Origin of the sequence: Nocardioides sp. R-C-SC26, from assembly GCF_021246465.1 — a bacterium.
GTDB lineage: Bacteria > Actinomycetota > Actinomycetes > Propionibacteriales > Nocardioidaceae > Nocardioides.
Genome location: NZ_JAHRHK010000029.1, coordinates 1 through 16,181 on the forward strand (window position 1 = coordinate 1; position 16,181 = coordinate 16,181).

Annotated in this window: 16 protein-coding genes; 10 read left to right on the forward strand and 6 right to left on the reverse strand. The window is 70.3% G+C overall.

The genetic code is table 11. The features are described 5' to 3' along the window. Positions 1 to 38: 38 nt before the first annotated feature. A complete protein-coding gene (locus KSO97_RS16865) occupies positions 39 to 1,064 on the reverse strand; it encodes a hypothetical protein (protein ID WP_232681038.1) in 1,026 nt (341 codons plus the stop codon). An 88-nt stretch (positions 1,065 to 1,152) separates the two neighbouring features. On the opposite strand from KSO97_RS16865, the gene pyrE reads away from it, so the two are divergent. The 3 genes from pyrE to KSO97_RS16880 all read left to right on the forward strand — a co-directional run bounded on the left by pyrE (position 1,153) and on the right by KSO97_RS16880 (position 2,839). Next, the gene (gene pyrE, locus KSO97_RS16870; protein ID WP_232681040.1) at positions 1,153 to 1,689 is read left to right on the forward strand and encodes an orotate phosphoribosyltransferase; all 537 of its coding nucleotides are present in this window, start codon (positions 1,153 to 1,155) and stop codon (positions 1,687 to 1,689) included. Positions 1,690 to 1,693: 4 nt separating this feature from the next. Next, positions 1,694 to 2,428 (forward strand): class F sortase, encoded by a 735-nt coding sequence (locus KSO97_RS16875; protein WP_232681043.1) that lies wholly within the window; start codon positions 1,694 to 1,696, stop codon positions 2,426 to 2,428. A 159-nt stretch (positions 2,429 to 2,587) separates the two neighbouring features. Next, positions 2,588 to 2,839, forward strand: a complete 252-nt coding sequence (locus tag KSO97_RS16880; protein WP_232681045.1) for a hypothetical protein — start codon at positions 2,588 to 2,590, stop codon at positions 2,837 to 2,839. Positions 2,840 to 2,842: 3 nt separating this feature from the next. Here KSO97_RS16880 and KSO97_RS16885 read toward each other — a convergent pair whose 3' ends face one another. Continuing rightward, positions 2,843 to 3,607: a DedA family protein gene (locus KSO97_RS16885; RefSeq protein ID WP_232681046.1), complete on the reverse strand. Its 765-nt coding sequence runs from the start codon at positions 3,605 to 3,607 to the stop codon at positions 2,843 to 2,845. A gap of 92 nt (positions 3,608 to 3,699) precedes the next feature. On the opposite strand from KSO97_RS16885, the gene KSO97_RS16890 reads away from it, so the two are divergent. Further along, entirely contained in the window at positions 3,700 to 4,344 is a 645-nt protein-coding gene (locus tag KSO97_RS16890; protein WP_232681067.1) for a TrmH family RNA methyltransferase, read from the forward strand. A gap of 111 nt (positions 4,345 to 4,455) precedes the next feature. Here KSO97_RS16890 and KSO97_RS16895 read toward each other — a convergent pair whose 3' ends face one another. Both KSO97_RS16895 and KSO97_RS16900 read right to left on the reverse strand, forming a co-directional pair. Continuing rightward, the gene (locus tag KSO97_RS16895; protein WP_232681048.1) at positions 4,456 to 6,573 is read right to left on the reverse strand and encodes a M14 family zinc carboxypeptidase; all 2,118 of its coding nucleotides are present in this window, start codon (positions 6,571 to 6,573) and stop codon (positions 4,456 to 4,458) included. Positions 6,574 to 6,577: 4 nt separating this feature from the next. Then, positions 6,578 to 8,398, reverse strand: a complete 1,821-nt coding sequence (locus KSO97_RS16900; protein WP_232681051.1) for a M14 family zinc carboxypeptidase — start codon at positions 8,396 to 8,398, stop codon at positions 6,578 to 6,580. Positions 8,399 to 8,571: 173 nt separating this feature from the next. Here KSO97_RS16900 and fbaA point away from each other — a divergent pair, with 173 nt between their 5' ends. Then, the gene (gene fbaA, locus KSO97_RS16905) at positions 8,572 to 9,603 is read left to right on the forward strand and encodes a class II fructose-bisphosphate aldolase (RefSeq protein WP_232681053.1); all 1,032 of its coding nucleotides are present in this window, start codon (positions 8,572 to 8,574) and stop codon (positions 9,601 to 9,603) included. 170 nt (positions 9,604 to 9,773) lie between these two features. Here fbaA and KSO97_RS16910 read toward each other — a convergent pair whose 3' ends face one another. Then, positions 9,774 to 11,177 (reverse strand): DHA2 family efflux MFS transporter permease subunit, encoded by a 1,404-nt coding sequence (locus tag KSO97_RS16910; RefSeq protein WP_232681069.1) that lies wholly within the window; start codon positions 11,175 to 11,177, stop codon positions 9,774 to 9,776. A 163-nt stretch (positions 11,178 to 11,340) separates the two neighbouring features. Between KSO97_RS16910 and KSO97_RS16915 the strand changes: the two genes are divergently transcribed. After that, positions 11,341 to 11,760 (forward strand): DUF3151 domain-containing protein, encoded by a 420-nt coding sequence (locus tag KSO97_RS16915; protein WP_232681054.1) that lies wholly within the window; start codon positions 11,341 to 11,343, stop codon positions 11,758 to 11,760. Positions 11,761 to 11,890: 130 nt separating this feature from the next. Here KSO97_RS16915 and KSO97_RS16920 read toward each other — a convergent pair whose 3' ends face one another. Continuing rightward, positions 11,891 to 12,568, reverse strand: coding sequence for a Crp/Fnr family transcriptional regulator (locus KSO97_RS16920; RefSeq protein WP_232681057.1), 678 nt, complete (start codon positions 12,566 to 12,568; stop codon positions 11,891 to 11,893). Between the two features lie 273 nt (positions 12,569 to 12,841). Here KSO97_RS16920 and nth point away from each other — a divergent pair, with 273 nt between their 5' ends. Genes nth through KSO97_RS16940 form a run of 4 tightly spaced genes read left to right on the forward strand, consistent with a single transcriptional unit; the run spans position 12,842 to position 16,105 of the window. Further along, entirely contained in the window at positions 12,842 to 13,546 is a 705-nt protein-coding gene (nth, locus tag KSO97_RS16925) for an endonuclease III (RefSeq protein WP_232681058.1), read from the forward strand. Beyond that, positions 13,543 to 14,184 carry a TlpA disulfide reductase family protein gene (locus tag KSO97_RS16930; protein ID WP_232681060.1) on the forward strand — a complete coding sequence of 214 codons (642 nt, stop codon included), beginning with the start codon at positions 13,543 to 13,545 and terminating at the stop codon, positions 14,182 to 14,184. Before nth ends, KSO97_RS16930 begins: the two co-directional genes overlap by 4 nt. Next, positions 14,181 to 14,909 (forward strand): CoA pyrophosphatase, encoded by a 729-nt coding sequence (locus KSO97_RS16935; protein WP_232681062.1) that lies wholly within the window; start codon positions 14,181 to 14,183, stop codon positions 14,907 to 14,909. The genes KSO97_RS16930 and KSO97_RS16935 overlap by 4 nt, the downstream gene beginning before the upstream one ends. Then, positions 14,906 to 16,105: a MarP family serine protease gene (locus tag KSO97_RS16940; protein WP_232681064.1), complete on the forward strand. Its 1,200-nt coding sequence runs from the start codon at positions 14,906 to 14,908 to the stop codon at positions 16,103 to 16,105. Before KSO97_RS16935 ends, KSO97_RS16940 begins: the two co-directional genes overlap by 4 nt. The last annotated feature ends 76 nt before the right edge of the window (positions 16,106 to 16,181 follow it).

Genomic DNA, 16,181 nt, shown 5'->3' on the forward strand with positions numbered 1-16,181 from the left:
CCCCCCCCTCCGCTGCCCCGTCAGCACGAGCTGACGGGTCAGCGGGAGAACCAGGCGTTGGAGCCACCGGTGAAGAGCAGCACGATCGTGGCGACGCAGGCGCCGGTGATGACCAAGGGGAGGATGACGAGGGCGCCCAGCAGACTGGCCAGGGCCGCCAGGGATGCGGAGACGACCAGTGTGATGCGCGCGGCGTTGCTGCCGCGCAGCACGAGAGCCGCGAGCACCGAGGCGATCACGCACCACACGACCATCCCCGCCATCAGCCACACGGCGATGTCGGCGAACATCGCCGCGTCGAAGTCCTCGCCCCCGGCCATGGTGTCGAGCTGGTTCTGCACCTCGCGCTCGAGCCCCTCGCGGTCGCCGGCGACGAACAACAGCGACACCGTCAGGTAGATCGACGTCGTGAGGGAGCCGGCGAGCGTCACGATGGCAGCCGTGGTGACGTTGCGTGGACGGCGGAGCGGCGGGAAGCCCGGCTCGTGCGTCGGCGCGTGGGTCGCCGCGGGACGCGGCGCCTGCGAGGTGCCGCCGGTCGCCGCAGCCGAGAACGGCGCCGGTCCCTGGAGCGGAGTCGCGGCGGCCCGGGCAGCACGCCCGGTGCGAGGCGCCATCGGCGGCGGGGGTTTGCCGGCGAACCAGTTGCGGGCGGGCTGCAGCCACAGCATCACCGTCGAGGCGACCACGACCGCGGCGGCGAAGCCCGCCGGTGCCATGCCGGCGACCACGAATCCCGGCGCGAGGATGCTCAGCGCCAGCCGGGCCTGCCGGGAGCCGCGGGTGACATACCAGCCGAGGATCGCGCCGGCGGTGCCGCACGCGGCGGCGATGAAGCTGAAGATCCGGGTGATCGTCTGGACGTCGGCCACGCTCAAACCGGTGCCGCTCAACGGCGGATCGGCGAGGATGTCCGCCGCCCACTGCTGGGTCTCGAGCGATCCGAGGTTGGCGACCTCGTCGAAGGCCAGCATGACCACGAAGACCGAGCTCACCACGATCAGCCAGCCGCTCAAGGCGACCTGGCGGGGTCGCGGTCCGGCGCGGCCGACGTTCTCGGTCATGGGCTCATTCCATCAGACGGCGTCACACCGCCCGTATCCGTCGCTCGGGGCCGCTCCGCGCGCTGAGCGGCCCGAGTAGATTGCGCGCGTGACCACGACCGACGATTCGCTCGCCGCCGACATCGATGCCTGCTGCCGTCTGACCGGTGAGTTCACCCTCCGGTCGGGGCAGGTGAGCTCGGAGTACTTCGACAAGTACCTCTTCGAGTCCGACCCGCTCCTGCTCGGCCGGGTGGCCCGGGAGATGGTGCAGCTGGTGCCGCAGGACACCGAGCTCCTCGGCGGTCTCGAGCTCGGCGGGGTCCCGATCGCGACGATGGTCAGCGCCATCACGGGCACACCGGCCCTGTTCGTGCGCAAGCACGCGAAGGAGTACGGCACTGCCAAGCTCGCCGAGGGGCCGCCGTTCGAGGGACGCCGCGTCACCCTGATCGAGGACGTCATCACCACCGGCGGCGCCGTCCGCGATGCGACACGGGCGTTACGTGAGGGCGGCGCGATCGTTGAGGTGGTTGTGTGCGCCATCGACCGCAGCCCCGCAGGTGAGAACCCCCTGGCAGACGTCGGCCTGGAGATCCGGCCGGTGCTGACCAAGGCCGACCTCGACGCGGCCCGGAACGGCTGACTCGATGCGCGTCCTGCTCCCCGCGCTCCCGCGTCTCGTCGCCGCCGTCGCATCCGTCGCGGTCACGGCCACCCTGGCCGTGCACGTCGTCACGGCCGGTCCGGACGAGCAGGTGATGCCTGCGGGCGTGGGGCGCGTGATCGCCGCGGACCTCGCGCCCGCCGCGCAACGGCAGGACGTGTGCGAGGAGAGGCCCGTGCCGTTCCGGCCGGCGACGCTGTACGCCCCCGGTGTGGTGAGTCGTTCGAGGGTGATCCACCTGGGCCGCGGCGCCGGCAACGTCCCGCGGACGGCGCCGACCTCGCCGTCCGGGAAGAACCAGTTCGCCTACGACGTCAAGGACGACATCCGCGCCGGCAGCACCCAGGGCGTGATGAAGCTGAACGCGCACACCTACCCCGACGGCAGTGCCGCCGGCAACCGGCTGCTGCGCAGCCTCGACGTCGATGACGTGATCGTGGTGGAGGCGGCTGACGGCACGTCGGTCTGCTACGACGTCGTGCGCAAGGTGCAGATCCACAAGTCGGCCCGGTACCGGCCCTACTACCGCACCAACGGCGAGCCGCGGTTGGCGATCATGGTCTGCTCGGGAACCCGTCTGGGGCCGGGCGACTGGAGTCACCGCACGGTCTGGTTCGCAGCCCCTCGCATCGCGCTGCCCTTCGGTGAGAGGTGGCGCCAGCAGCCGCGCGAGGAGAAGGACGACGACGGCGGCAGCGACTGGCCCTTCTGGGACTGAGCGCCCCGCCGGTCGCTGCGCGGGTGATTCAGAGGGTTAAATCTGCCGACCGAACGCGTGATCGGGCTACGGCGGGGCCATGATTCTGCTTTGCTTGGCTCCTCCCTCCTCCGCACTTGGAAGTCGTTGCCGGTGAACCAGGCACATCCCGTGTCGCAGATGCTGCGCGCTATCGCCTCACTCGACCAGTGGTTGTCCGGTCTGTCGGCCGAGGAGAGACTCGTCGAGCTCGACGGACTCGGTGAGGCTCTGCGCGAGCTCGGTGTCGTCGTCGACGCCGCCCGGCTCTCGACGGTCGCCGACCTGGTCGAGTCGCGCGGCCTCGCGCGGGTGTCGCGGGAGTTCGGCCTCGCCGAGGACGAGGTCCTGGCGTTCTTGGCGCACGTCACGGGTTGGCCGCAGTCGCGCTGAGCCTCAGGCCGCGCCGGCGTCCATCGTCGGCGGCTTGGGAGAACGGCCGTTGCGACGGTGCTTCCAGCCCTCGTAGGCCACCGGCGCCACGGTGAAGACCAGGATCGCGATCATCGCGTAGTCGATGTTCTCCCCGATCGAGGGGAACGTGCGACCCAGGAAGTAGCCCAGGAGCGTGATGCTCGCGACCCAGAGGACCGCACCGATGGCGCTCCAGGTGAAGAAGCGACGGCGCTCCATCGACGTCACGCCCGCGACGACGGTGATGTAAGTGCGCACGAACGGCACGAACCGTCCGATCACCAGTGCCTTGTTGCCGTGCTTGTCGAAGAAGGCGCTGGTGCCGTCGAGGTACTTGCGCTTGAGGAGGCGTCCGTCGCGTCGGTAGAGCGGCGGGCCGATCTTGCGGCCGATCTCGTAGCCGACCACGTTGCCGAGGAAGGCCGCGATCGCGAGGAAGAACATCGCCGCGGTGACCTCCACCAACGGCGTCTCCACGCCGAACACGTGGATCTGCTGGCCCGCGATGAACAGCCCCAGCGCGAAGAGCAGGGTGTCGCCGGGCAGGAACGGGAAGAACAGTCCGCACTCGATGAACACGATGATCAGGCTGATCCAGATCAGGGTGCCGCCGAAGTTGTCCAGGAGCCATTGCGGCTCCATCCACTCGATGCCCAGCAGGGCGGGCGTGACGGTCTCGCTGACGAGCCCTGCGATGTGGCTCAGACCGGCCAGGGGGAGAAGCACGAGTGCGGCGATCGAACCCACAGGTGAACCGTACCTGCCGTACCCTCCGGCAGGTGCGGGAGTCGGAGGATCCATCGGTGATCGAGGATCCCGTCCGCGCTCCCTACGACCCGATGCCGCACGGTCCGGCCGAGATCGGCGTGGGCCCGTGGCAGGGGCCATGGCCCGACGACGAGCGCCTCGACGTCGCACTCCTCGCTGACGGCGACCGTCGCAACGTCGTCGACCGGTACCGGTACTGGACGCTCGAGGCGATCCGCGCCGACCTCGACACCCGACGTCACGGCTTCCACGTCGCCATCGAGAACTGGCAGCACGACTTCAACATCGGCACGATCGTGCGGTCGGCCAACGCGTTCCTGGCCGCGGAGGTGCACATCGTCGGCAACCGGCGCTGGAACCGTCGCGGAGCGATGGTCACCGACCGGTACCAGCACGTACACCACCACGTCGACGTCGCGGCCCTCGCTGCCTATCTCGGTGAACGCGACGACCCCGTGCCGATCTGGGGCATCGACAACCTCCCGGGCTCGGTTCCCCTGGAGACGACGCCGCTGCCCGCCTCGGTCTGCTTCCTCTTCGGGCAGGAGGGCCCCGGTCTCTCGGAGGCCGCACGGTCGGCCTGCGCCGCGACGTTCTCGATCGCCCAGTTCGGCTCGACCCGCAGCATCAACGCCTCCGCGGCCGCCGCCATCGCGATGCACTCCTGGGTGCGCACCCACGCCGACCTCGCGGGCGACGCTGCCTGGCGCGGCTGAGCCCGCCCTCGGTGGTTGAGGTGCCCTGGTCATCGGGTCGCCCGCGGTCATCGAGCTTGTCGAGATGCGCGGTCTCGACAAGCTCGACCACCGTCGGGCTTCTCGAATCCGTCAGCGACAGGCTCGCAGATCCAGGTTCCGCACCTGGCCGCGAGCGACCATCACCTGCTGGCGCACCTTGACCGACCCACCGACCGAGCAGGTCATCGTGTACCGCTCGCGAGTGGTCTTCGTGGTCTTGGTGATGGTCTCGAAGGCCTTCGCGGTCAGGGTGATCGTCGGCGTCAGCGAGGCGTAGTTGATGACGCGCAGCACGTAGGTGCCCGCAGGTGCCTCCTGCAGGGTGACCTTCTCCTTCTGCGTCGGGAGCTCGCCGCTGGAACCGACCAGCACCTTCTTGTCCCCGACCAGGCGGTAGACCTCCAGGTCGAGGTCGTCGGGGGTCGGCCAGTCGAGGGCGACGTCGAGCTGGCCGGCCTTCTTCGGCACGACGAACTCGTAGTCGGTCGACGTCGAGGGCAGCGGCGCCGCACCGCTGAAGGTCTTCGACCGGAACGGCGAGGACTTGGTGACCGTGAAGGTGCGGGAGGTGACGACCGGGCGGGTCGAGGGGTTGACCAGCCAGGAGAAGCGACCTGAGGCCGGCACCCGCATCGAGGTGTCGACGAAGTCGTCGAAGGACGCGCTCCAGGTCGGGGTGTCGAAGGTCTTGCGCAGGCGCAACACCGCACCGGGGCGGGCGGTGCCGCGCAGCGTGCCGCTGTAGCGCTCGTCGACGGCGTGCTCCAGCGCGATCAGGTAGGCCTCGCGGTTGCCCTTGCCGGCGTACTTGCCTGCGCCGACGTACTCGGCCACGACCTCCTGGTAGGGCGGGTGGAACTCGTGGGCTCCGATCTCGAAGGTGTAACCGAACCCGCCGGTGGCGTTGTAGGTGTAGTCCTCGGTGGTGCCGGTGGTGTCGTAGAGCTGCCAACCGTGGATGTTGGCGTAGCCGTTCTGGGCCGCCATCCGTGCACCGAGCTTCTTCAGAGCAGCCTCGTCGGGAGCGTTGCCGACGGGCTTGCCGTCGCTGCCGATGGTCGTCGGGGCCACGCCGTTGGGGCGCAGGATGAGGTTGGAGAACGTGTGGTTGGAGATCAGCATCGTCACCTGGCGCGTGCGCACCAGGTCGCGGATGTTCTTGGTCTCCGGCTCACTGAACGCCGCGGGGCCGCGATAGTCCGGCTCGGCGAGGATCTCCGAGGCGCCGGGGCCACCCCAGAAGCCGCCGTAGTTGCGGTTCAGGTCGACGCCGGCGCCGAAGCCGCCGGGCGTGGCCAGGGCGGCCGAGCAAGTGCCGTCGGGGGTGTCGACGCCGTCGACGATGCGGCAGTTCTTGCGCATGTAGGCGCGCCCGGGCGTGAGCAGCGTGCCCTCCGACCCGGTCACCGTGCCGGTGGGGTCGATGCCGTTGAGGCCACGCAGGTCGATGAACTCGCCGTCGGTGCGGGAGAGGTTGAAGCCGTCGGCGTTGACGACGGGCACCACGATCACCCGCGCCCGCTTGAGCAGGCCGGTGATGCGCTCGTCCTTGCCGTAGTTCTTCACCAGGTCGATGGCGTACTCCATCGCGAGCTCGCCGGAGGGCCACTCACGGGCGTGGTGCAGCCCCATCAGCACGAACGTCGGCTGGCCGGTGTTGGCTTTGCGCACCGCGGCGCCGATCTCGACGCCGTACACCGTGCGGCCATCGAGCGTGGGCCGATCGAGGGCGAAGCGCTTGACCAGGGTGGGGTGGTCCAGCTCCAGCTTGGTCATGTCGGCGTTGTAGTCGTCGAGCGTGCGGTAGCTGGTGCGACCGGAAGGGAGCCGGGAGGTGCCGACGCGCTTGGCCCACGCCTGGGTGAGCTGGCCGACCCTGATGCCGCGGGAGACCAGATCGGGGATCCGCACGTCGAAGTCGAGCTTGGACGTCGCCAGCTTGGCCAGGTCGGCCGGGGTGTGGAGGACGACCTCCATGTAGTCGTGCCCGGCGTGCTCGGTGACGTCCAGGTCGAGCGAGCGCAGCATCGCGCGGGCGCCCGCCGTCGGGGTGTCGACGGTGACCAGTCGCGGAGCGAACAGCGGCGCGACACGGCTCTCTCCCGACGCGTCGGGGGTCACGGCGGTGCTGAGGGCGAACGCCGTCGCCAGGGCCGCGGTGCTCGCGGCGATACGGCGCAGCCGAGGACGGTGGGTCAGGGAACTCATCGGATCAGCCCTTCTTGGCGCCACAGCGCGACAGGTCGAGGGAGAGGGTCTGACCGCGCTCGACGTAGACCTTCGACGTCTGGCGCACCGTGCCGCCGACCGAGCAGGTCAGGGTGTAGGTCTCCTTGGCCTTCGGATTGGTCGCGAGCGTGATGGGACGCGTCGAGGGGTTGACGATCCAGCTGAACGTGCCGCTCGCGGGCACCGTCATCGACGACGACAGCAACTCGCGGTAGGTGCTCTCCCACGTCGGCATGGCGTAGGTCTTGCTCAATCGCAGAACCGCGCCCTTCGGAGCCCGACCCTGCAGGACGCCGCTGAACTCGGTGTCGACGGCGTGCTCGAACGCGATCAGGTAGGCCTCGCGGTTGCCCTTGCCGGCGTACTTGCCGGTGCCGAGGTACTGGCCCACGACCTGCTGGAACGGCGGGTGGAACTCGTTGCCGCCGATCTCGAAGGTGTAGCCGTAACCGCCGGTCGCGTTGTACGACCAGTCCTCGGTGGTGCCGGTGGTGTCGTAGAGCTCCCACCCGTGCTGGTTGGCGTAGCCGTTCTGCGCCGACATCGCGGCGCCGAGCTTCTTCAGGCCCGCCTCGTCGGGGGAGTCGCCGACCGGCTTGCCGTTGTGGCCGATGGTCTTGGGGTTGACGCCGTTGGGTCGCAGGATCAGGTCGCCGAAGGTGTGGTTGGTGATCAGCATCGTCACCTGGCGCTCGGCCACCAGGTCGCGCACGTTCTGCGACTCCGGCTCCGAGAACGGCGCCGCGCCGCGGTAGGTCGGGTCGAAGGGACCGAGCTCGGCGGTCAGCGGGTTCGGCGTCTGGGCGGCGGCACCCGGGCCGCCCCACAGGCCGCCGTAGTTGCGGTTCAGGTCGACGCCGGCTCCGAAGCCGCCCGGGCTCGCCAGGCTCAGCGCGCAGGTGCCATCGGGGGTGTCGACGCCGTCGATGATGCGGCAGTTCTTGCGCTTGTAGGCCTGGATGCTCACCAGGATGCTGGCCAGCCCCGTGGGGTCGTAGGCGTTGAGGAAGTTCAGGTCGAGCTGATCGCCGGAGGTGCGCGACATGTCGAACCCGTCGGCGTTCACCACCGGGACGACGAGCACCCGTCCCCGCGAGAGCAGGTCGGTGATCCGTGCGTTCTTGCCGTAGTTCTTCACCAGGTCGACGGCGAACTCCATGGTGTTCTCAGCCGAGGGCCACTCACGTGCGTGGTGCGCGCCCATGATGAAGAACGTCGGCTGCCCGCTGTTGGCCCGGCGGACGTTACGACCGATCTCGATGCCGTAGATCGCCCGGCCGTCGAGGCTGGGGCGCTTGAGCTTGATCGACTTCACCAGGTTTGGGCGGTTCTTGGCCATGGCGGCCATCTCGCGGTTGTAGTCGGCCAGAGTGCGGTACGACGTCCGACCCGAGGGCAGGCCGCTCGCCGCCTTGCGCGCGGCGTAGCGGCGGTCGGCCTCGGCGTTGCGGGCCTCCCGGCGAGCGAGGTCGGCGATGGCGACCTTCCAGGTGAGCCCGGCCGAGCGCAGCAGCGCCTTCTCGGCCTCCGAGCTCACCACGACGTCGGTGAAGTCCCGGCCGGCGCTCTCAGCGAGGTCGAGGCCCAGGGAGCCCAGGAGGCTGCGGCTCGCGGCATTCGGGGTGTCGACGCGCACCAGCTGCGGCGAGAACAGCCCGGCGTGGCGCACCTGGCTCAGCAGGTCGTCGATGTCAGGTGACGACGCGGCGACCGGCTGGGCGCTGAGTGCGCCCGCGGCGAGTGCGGCGGCGGCGAGGGTGGCCGCGCCCAGGTGCAGGCGGCGGCGGGGGATCCGGCGGGTCATTCGCGGTGCTCCTCGGGGTACTCGATGTGCCCCTCTCAACGTCCGATGACGGCGATGGTCACGGAGCCTGGCTGTGCAACTGCTCACCCCGCCCCGCTCGGCCGCCCTGCCGCGCGGCATCACCTAGGGTTGGCCCGACTGACATCCACCCTCCCTCGACGCAGGAGTCGTTCGTGCCCATCGCCACCCCCGAGAAGTACGCCGAGATGCTGGACGCCGCCAAGGCCGGCGCCTACGCCTTCCCGGCGATCAACGTCTCGTCGTCGCAGACGCTCAACGCCGCCCTCAAGGGCTTCGCCGACGCCGGCTCCGACGGCATCATCCAGGTATCGACCGGAGGCGCGGAGTACCTCTCCGGCCCGTCGGTCAAGGACATGGTCTCCGGGTCGGTCGCGTTCGCCGCCTACGCCGCCGAGGTCGCCAAGAACTACCCGGTGAACATCGCGCTGCACACCGACCACTGCCCCAAGGACAAGCTCGACGGCTTCGTCCGCCCGCTGCTGGCGATCTCCGCTGAGCGGGTTCAGCGTGGCGAGGCGCCGCTGTTCCAGTCGCACATGTGGGACGGCTCGGCCGTCCCGTTGGAGGAGAACCTCTCCATCGCCGGCGAGCTGCTGGAGAGGTGCATCGCGGCGAAGATCATCCTCGAGATCGAGGTCGGCGTCGTCGGCGGCGAGGAGGACGGCGTCGAGAACGAGATCAACGAGAAGCTCTACTCCACCCCCGAGGACGCCATCGCCACCGCGAAGGCGCTCGGTCACGGAGACCGCGGCTACTACATGACCGCACTGACCTTCGGCAACGTGCACGGCGTCTACAAGCCGGGCAACGTCAAGCTGAGGCCCGAGGTCCTCAAGAGCGCTCAGGAGGCCGTCGTCTCCGAGTTCGGCCTCGAGGCCGGCAGCAAGCCGTTCCACCTCGTCTTCCACGGCGGGTCGGGCTCGACCCCCGAGGAGATCGCGGCTGCGGTCGACTACGGCGTGGTGAAGATGAACGTCGACACCGACACCCAGTACGCCTTCACCCGCCCGGTGGCCGCGCACATGTTCAACAACTACGACGGCGTCCTCAAGGTCGACGGCGAGGTCGGCAACAAGAAGGTCTACGACCCGCGTGCCTGGGGCAAGGCCGCCGAGGCCGGGATGGCCGCTCGCATCGTCGAGGCCTGCGAGAACCTGCGCGCGGCCGGCAAGACGCTGGGCTGATCTCCCGCGCATCGCTCGACGCCGCGAAGCCGTCTCGCCCCGCCGGGGCGGGGCGGCTTCGTTCGTCGGTGGTGGAGGAGCGAGCGCGCGCGTCGTCGGTGGTGGAGGAGCGCAGCGAGCGTCTCGAAACCACGTGAGACGCCCGACCTCCTCGCGCTACGCGCCCGCTCCTACGGCGCGGACGCCGCGCTCGGACCGAAGCCCGCGTGCCGCGGACGCTCGAAGAACAGCACCGCCACGAACCCGATGATGAAGACGGCCGCCGGAAGGTAGGTGGCCTGTGCCATCGCCTCGGCGAACGGCGCCTGCGCGACGCTCGGGAGCGCTCCACCGGCGTGTGCGGAGGCGGGGTCGAAGCCGCCCAGCGCGGGCTCGGCCGCCAGTCGAGCGTCCATCAGGACGGCGATGCCCGCCGCGCCGAGCACCGCACCGAACTGCCGGGTGGCGTTGTACACCCCGGCCCCGGCGCCGGCCGCGGTCGGCGGCAGGTTGCGCGTCGCCGTCGCCGAGTTCGGTGCCCACACGAAGGCGTTCCCGACGCCGAACAGGGCCATCGGAAGCAGGATCTGCCACACGTGCGAGGTCGGTGTCATGGTCTGGATGAGCCACAGCATCGACACGATGAGCGTCGCGAAACCGAAGGTGAGCAGCGTGCGTGGGTGCACCCGGTCGGTCATGCCGCCGACGGTGCGGGCGAGCACGAGCGTCATCAGCGCCATCGGCGTCATCAGGAGGGCGGCCTCGGTCGGCGACATACCGCGCACCAACTGTGCGTAGAGCATCAGCGGGATCGCGACCGAGGTGATCGAGAAGCCCATGACGGTGATCGCGACGTTGGCCAGGGAGAAGTTGCGGTCTCGGAACAGCGACAGCGGCACCAGCGGCTCGCGGGTGTTGCGTGACTGCCAGTAGACGAACGCGGAGAAGACGAGGGCGCCCAGCGCGATCATCGACCAGACGAGCCCGTCCCAGCCGAGCTGCTCGCCCTCCTGGATGCCGAAGACGAGCAGGAACATGCCGGCGCCGCTGAGGGCGACACCGAGCCAGTCGAAGCGGTGCGAGTTGGTGGGCAGGGTCGGCACCAGGCGCCACGCCAGTGCGAAGCCGATCAGGCCCACGGGCACGTTGATGAAGAAGATCCATTCCCAGCCCGCGGCGTCGACCAGGAAGCCGCCGAGGATCGGACCCACGAGGGTGGCGACGCCCGCCGTCGCGCCCCACAGGGCCATCGCCTTGCCGCGACGCTGGGCCGGGAAGATGCGGGTGATGATCGCCATCGTCTGCGGGGTGATCATCGAGGCGCCGAACCCCTGGACGACGCGGGCGATGATCAGGCCCTCGATCGTGGTGGTCAGGCCGCACGCCAGGCTCGCCAGGGTGAAGACGGTGAGCCCGGTCAGGTAGAGGCGCTTCGGTCCGAAGCGGTCGCCCAGGCGCCCGGTGATGAGCACCGGGACGGCGTAGGCGAGCAGATACGCGCTGGTCACCCACACCACGTCGTTGACGTCGGCCTGGAGATCCTCGATCAGGGCGGGAGTGGCCACCGAGACGATGGTCGAGTCGACCAGGATCATGAAGAAGCCGAGGCAGAGAGCGAAGAGCGCCGGCCACGGGTCCTTCGTCTCGCCCGGGGGAAGGGCCGAGGAGGTTCCCGGCTGGGCGGCGGCTCCGGGGGTTCCGGCGGCATCGGTCTGGGTCACGAGAAGAGTGAACACCCGAGCGGCGACAATGCTTCCCATGACGCAGTTCACCGACCTGATGGCAGGCCCGCCTCCCACCCACCTCCCGACCGACCCGGCCGCCGCCGTGCTCGCCGCCGGGACCGCACCGATCGATGTCGTGCGCGACCATCCGGCGTCGCCGTTCGCCTGGGCGGCGCTGGCCACCGAGGCGGTCAGCAACGAGCTCGACCCGGTGACGGTCTACGCCTATGCGCGCGTGGGCTACCACCGCTCCCTCGACATGCTGCGTCGCAACGGCTGGAAGGGGCACGGCCCGGTGCCGTGGGAGCACGAGCCCAACCGCGGCTTCCTGGTGTGCCTCTCGCTGCTGGCCAAGGCCGCGCGGGCCATCGGTGAGGACGAGGAGTGGCAGCGCTGCTCGGAGTTCCTGCGCGACTCCAGCCCGACGGCGTTCGCCGAGTTGCTCGGCGCCTGAGGCGTCGGCCGGGGGGAGTTTCCTCGGCCGGCCGACGAAACCGGACCTTGGACGAGGAAACTTCCTACCTCAACGTCCGGTTTTCTCGGTCGGCCGAGAAAACCGGACGGCGGCCGCTACGACAGCAGCCTCAGCGGGCGCGCTTGCCCAGCCGCTCGACGTCCATGATCACGACCGAGCGCGGCTCCAGACGGAGCCAGCCGCGGTTGACGAAGTCCGCGAGCGCCTTGTTCACGGTCTCGCGGGAGGCGCCGACGAGTTGGGCCAGCTCCTCCTGCGTGAGGTCGTGATGCACGTGGACGCCGTCGTCGGCGGTGCGGCCGAAGCGGTCGGCGAGGTCGAGCAGCGCCTTGGCGACGCGGCCCGGCACGTCGGAGAACACCAGGTCGGCGACGACGTCGTTGGCCTTGCGCAGTCGCGCGGCGAGCTGCGAGAGGAGGCCGAGCGCGACGACCGGACGACCCTCGAGCCAGGTCATCAGGTCCTCGTGGGAGAGCGAGGCGAACTCGACGTCGGTCACGGCGGTGACGGTCGCCGAGCGCGGGCCCGGGTCGAAGAGCGAGAGCTCGCCGAACATCTGCCCCGGCCCGAGGATGGCGAGCAGGTTCTCGCGTCCGTCCGAGGAGCTGCGACCCAGCTTCACCTTGCCGTCGAGGACGACGTAGAGCTTGTCGCCGGTGTCGCCCTCGTGGAAGAGCACGTCACCGCGGCGCAGTCGCGACTCCGACATGGAGGCGCGCAGTGCGGCGGCAGCCTCGTCGTCGAGCGCGCCGAAGAGCGGCGCGAGGCGGAGCACGTCGTTGTCCACAGGGAACCTCCCGGATCGGGGGCGGGTTGCCGGCTGCGACCAACGGTGGCCGGGCGCAGCCCCGATCGGCGCGTATCGCCGGTCGTCTCGCTGATCCTAGGGGGTGTCGGACCTCACATGCCCACTCAGCCACGCCCTGCTCGTCGTCGGGGCCGCCGCGCTGCGACGAGCCCGGCGTCTCCGAGGGCCGAGCGGTGCCCGCGGTACTGGCGACCGGTGCTCCGCCCCGCTCACCCCGCAAGGGTGTCGGCGGGTGGCCGTACTCTTGCCGCTGTGCCGCCCGAGGAGACCCGCACCGCGCTGGTGCGCCGTGCTCGCCGGATCAATCGGGTGCTCGCCGAGACCTATCCCGAGGCGCATTGCGAGCTCGACTTCGACGACGCCTTCCAGCTGCTCGTCGTCACCGTGCTGAGCGCCCAGACGACCGACCGCCGCGTCAACGCCGTCAGGCCCGCGTTGTTCGCCGCGTACCCCGACCCCGCCGCGATGGCGGCCGCCGACCGCGCCGACCTCGAGACGATCCTTGGGCCGCTCGGCTTCTTCCGCGCCAAGACCGAGTCGTTGCTCAAGCTGAGCGCCGCCCTCCTCGAGCGCTACGACGGCCAGGTGCCGGGTCGGCTGGAGGAGCTCGTCACCCTGCCCGGCGTCGGTCGCAAGACGGCGAACGTGGTGCTGGGCAATGCGTTCGGTGTCCCCGGCATCACCGTCGACACGCACTTCGGCCGGCTGGTACGCCGGATGGGCTGGACCGAGGAGACCGACCCGGTGAAGGTCGAGTTCGCCGTCGGTGCGCTCTTCGACAAGCGCGACTGGACGATGCTCTCCCACCATCTCATCTGGCACGGACGCCGCCGCTGCCATGCCAAGAAGCCCGCCTGCGGCGCCTGTCCGGTGGCGAGATGGTGCCCCTCGTTCGGCGACGGTCCGACCGACCCGGTGCTGGCTCAGGCGCTCGTGACCACCCAGGGTCCGGCGTGAGGCGCGTCCGACCGGCGATGGTCGTCGGCGCACTGGCCCTCGGTGTCAGCGTTGCGGTGACCGCGTGTGACGGCGGGGTCCCCGCGCCGTCGTTCGACAGCGTCGACGTCGTCGTCGACAGCCCGGAGCTGCGCGAGATGAAGGCCGACGCCGGTATCGAGGACTGCGTGCCCGGTCCGGCGGATCCGGCCGACCGCGCCGACATCTCCGGCAAGGCGCTGCCGCCGTTGACCTTGGCCTGCCTCGGTGGCGGGCCCGACGTCGACCTGGCGAGCCTGCGCGGCCCTCTCCTGATCAACCTCTGGGCCTCCAACTGCGGACCGTGCCGCGACGAGATGCCGGCGCTGCAGGAGTTCCACGAGCGCCACGGCGACGTCGTCAGCCTGATCGGCATCGACCTGGAGAAGTACCCCGAGGCGGCGATCGACTTCGCCGGCGCGACCGGAGCCACCTATCCCCAGCTCGTCGACCCCGCCGGCGCACTGGTGAGCCAGCGTGACCTGCCGATCCGGCCCGGGCTGCCGCAGTTCATCGTCGTCGCAGCCGACGGCACCGTGGTGCACCAGTCGGCCGGCGGCCTCGACAGCCTGGGCGAGATCGAGGACTACGTCACGACCCACCTGGACGTCGTGCTGTGAGCACCGCGACGGACGCCCCCTCGAGCCACCCGGCGTGGCTCGAGCCCGTCGTCGAGGCGATGGCCTCCATCTCGGTGCACGACCTGACCCGGTTCCAGGTCCCCGAGGGCGCCAACGCGCGGCAGTCGGCCGTGTTGATGCTCTTCGGCGACGGCCCGGCCGGCCCGGACCTGCTGCTGACCGAGCGGGCCCACCACATGCAGTCCCACCCCGGCCAGGTCTCCTTCCCGGGTGGCACCCTCGATCCGGGGGAGACGCACGAGGCGGCCGCCCTGCGTGAGGCGTGGGAGGAGACCGGGCTCGACCCGGCAGGCGTCGACGTCATCGGCTCGCTACCGGAACTGTGGCTGCCGCCCAGCAACTTCGCCGTCCGGCCGATCCTGGGGTGGTGGCGCGAGTCCAGTCCGGTCACGGTGACCTCGCCGGACGAGGTCCACGAGGTCTACCGCGTGCCGATCAGCGAGCTGTGCGACCCCGCCCATCGCATCACCGTGCTCGGACCCTCGGGCTGGCGTTCCCCCGGATTCCTGATCGGCCCCGACAAGGACGTCATCCTCTGGGGATTCACCGGCGGTGTCGTGGCGCGCTTGTTCGAGTACGTCGGGTGGTTGGAGGATCTTCCCCACGCCCCCGAGCGTGAGCTCCCCGCGTACATGCTCGGCGGGCGACCGCGGGTCAATCCGGACGTGCAGCCCAACACCGAGTTCGAGGAGCGGCGGCGATGAACCTGCTCGATTGGCTGCTCGTGCTCCTGGTGCTCGCCTACGCACTCTCGGGCTACTGGCAGGGTTTCATCACCGGAGCCTGCGCGACCGCCGGCCTGCTCGCCGGAGGCTTCTTCGGAGTCTGGCTGGCGCCGAAAGTGCTCGGCGACGCCTCGCCGTCGCTCTCGGTCTCGCTCGGCGCCCTCTTCATCGTGATCGTCTCTGCCTCGATCGGCCAGGCGGTGTTGCAGCTGGTCGGGGCGCGCCTGCGCGACCGCATCCGCTGGAGGCCGATCCGCGCGGTGGACGCCGTCGGCGGAGCACTGCTCAGCTCGGTGGCGGTGCTGCTCGTGGCCTGGGCCCTCGGCGTCGCCGTCTCGGGATCCGGCATCAACGGCCTGACGCCGCTGGTGCAGGAGTCCTCGGTGCTCCGCGCGGTCAACTCGGCCCTGCCGACGTCGGCCCCGAGCGCGCTGCGTGCCTTCAACGACGTCGTCGGCACGGGCGAGTTTCCGCGCTACCTCGAACCCTTCGCGCCCGAGCGGATCATCGAGGTCAGCCCTGGCGCCAAGCGACTGCTCTCCGACCCCGATATCCGCAACGCCGAGGACAGCGTGCTCAAGATCCGCGGCAACAACCGCTGCGGTCGCGGCGTCGAGGGCAGCGGCTTCCTCTATGCCGAGGACCGCTTGATGACCAACGCCCATGTCGTCGCCGGCGTCAGCGATCCCACCGTGGAGATCGGCGAGGAGACCGTCGATGCCGACGTCGTGTACTACAACTCCGACCTCGACGTCGCCGTGCTCGCGCTCGACGATCTGGGCCGTCCGGCGCTGGACTTCGTGGCCAGCGACGACGAGGAAGCCGAGTGGGTGATCGACACCGAGGACGGCGTCGCCATCCTCGGCTACCCCCAGGACGGTCCTTACCACGTGGAGCGCGGCCGGGTCCGCTCCGAGCAGAACCTCCGGTCGCCCGACATCTACGGTGCAGGCACGGTCATCCGCGAGGTCTACTCGTTGCGCGGCAAGATCCGGCCGGGCAACTCCGGTGGTCCGATCGTGACGACGCAGGGCCGCGTCGCGGGCGTCGTGTTCGCGGCCTCGGTCACCGACGACGACACCGGCTACGCCCTGACGTGGGAGCAGGTTGCCGAGTCCGCGGAGCGCGGCGTCGACTCCGTCACCCCGGTCTCGACCGGAGGCTGCGCCAGCTGATCGCCGCTGGCGGTCGCTGGGCGCTCGGCGTCCTGCGTCGCGAGGGTGGTCGGCCGGCGGGGGCGGCGCGTCGCCG

Bases quoted from the DNA above. Each gene is read 5' to 3' on its own strand.
- KSO97_RS16865 (WP_232681038.1), bottom strand. From the start codon at position 1,064: ATGACCGAGAACGTCGGCCGCGCCGGACCGCGACCCCGCCAGGTCGCC.
- KSO97_RS16875 (WP_232681043.1), top strand. From the start codon at position 1,694: ATGCGCGTCCTGCTCCCCGCGCTCCCGCGTCTCGTCGCCGCCGTCGCA.
- KSO97_RS16880 (WP_232681045.1), top strand. From the start codon at position 2,588: ATGCTGCGCGCTATCGCCTCACTCGACCAGTGGTTGTCCGGTCTGTCG.
- KSO97_RS16890 (WP_232681067.1), top strand. From the start codon at position 3,700: ATGCCGCACGGTCCGGCCGAGATCGGCGTGGGCCCGTGGCAGGGGCCA.
- KSO97_RS16895 (WP_232681048.1), bottom strand. From the start codon at position 6,573: ATGAGTTCCCTGACCCACCGTCCTCGGCTGCGCCGTATCGCCGCGAGC.
- KSO97_RS16900 (WP_232681051.1), bottom strand. From the start codon at position 8,398: ATGACCCGCCGGATCCCCCGCCGCCGCCTGCACCTGGGCGCGGCCACC.
- KSO97_RS16910 (WP_232681069.1), bottom strand. From the start codon at position 11,177: ATGATCCTGGTCGACTCGACCATCGTCTCGGTGGCCACTCCCGCCCTG.
- KSO97_RS16915 (WP_232681054.1), top strand. From the start codon at position 11,341: ATGACGCAGTTCACCGACCTGATGGCAGGCCCGCCTCCCACCCACCTC.
- KSO97_RS16940 (WP_232681064.1), top strand. From the start codon at position 14,906: ATGAACCTGCTCGATTGGCTGCTCGTGCTCCTGGTGCTCGCCTACGCA.